Raw genomic sequence first — 889 nt, 5'->3', positions numbered from 1 at the left:
CCGATCTAAGAGACCCTGGCCGAGGCGCGCGCCTCGGAGGCCGCGCTCGACCGGGCCGCGCGTGAAAGACTGCAGATCGCGCTGCGCTGGGCGGGGGTCTATGATGCCGGCATCGACGGCGCCTTCGGCGCGGGCACCCGCGCCGCCATGGCCGAATGGCAGCGGCAGAACGGCCATGACGCCACCGGCGTGCTCACCTCGGCGCAGCGCGCATCGCTGATCGACGCCTATGAGGCGGTGCTCGAAGGGCTCGACCTCAAGCCGGTGCGCGACGCGCAGGCCGGGATCGAGATCGAAATGCCGACGGCGCTTGTGGCGCGCGGCGAGGTGCGTCCGCCCTTCGTCTCCTATGCGCCCAGCGGCGATCTGCCCGTGCAGGTGCTGCTGATCTCGCAGCCCGGCGACGCGCGCCGCCTCGCGGGGCTCTACGAAATCATGCAGACGCTGGAGATCGTGCCGCCCGAGGGCGCGCGCGGTCTCGACGCGCGCAGCTTCGTCATCGAGGGCGCGGACGAGACGCGCGCCACCCATGTCGAGGCAACCCTGATCGACGGCGCGATCAAGGGCTTCGCGCTGGTCTGGCCCGCGAATGACGAGGCGCGCCGGACGCGCGTGGTCTCGCGCATGGCGGCGAGCTTCAAGAGCCTGGCGGAGGTGCTTGAGCCCGGCGCGGTTCCCGCCGACGAGGCGCAATCGGTCGATCTCGTCTCGGGGCTGCAGGTGCGCAGGCCGCTGCGCGAGCGCGCGGGCGTCTTCGTCGACGCGGCGGGCAGCGTCGCCACCACGGTCGAGGCGATCGCCGATTGCGGCGATGTCGCGATCGACGGCATCCGCGGCGCGACCGTGCTGATGCAGGATGCGGGCTCGGGGCTGGCGCTGCTGCGCCCCG

Annotated in this window: 1 protein-coding gene; it reads left to right on the top strand. The window is 72.8% G+C overall.

All coding sequences use genetic code 11. From position 1 onward, the window contains the following. Positions 1 to 15: 15 nt before the first annotated feature. Positions 16 to 889: peptidoglycan-binding domain-containing protein (locus tag NHG85_RS12055; protein ID WP_370363019.1), on the top strand; the 874-nt coding region annotated here is incomplete at its 3' end.

Origin of the sequence: Limimaricola litoreus (assembly GCF_024159025.1) — a bacterium.
Taxonomy (GTDB): domain Bacteria; phylum Pseudomonadota; class Alphaproteobacteria; order Rhodobacterales; family Rhodobacteraceae; genus Limimaricola; species Limimaricola litoreus.
The sequence above is the reverse complement of the archived record's forward strand: the minus strand, read 5'-3'. Positions and strand labels throughout refer to the sequence as shown.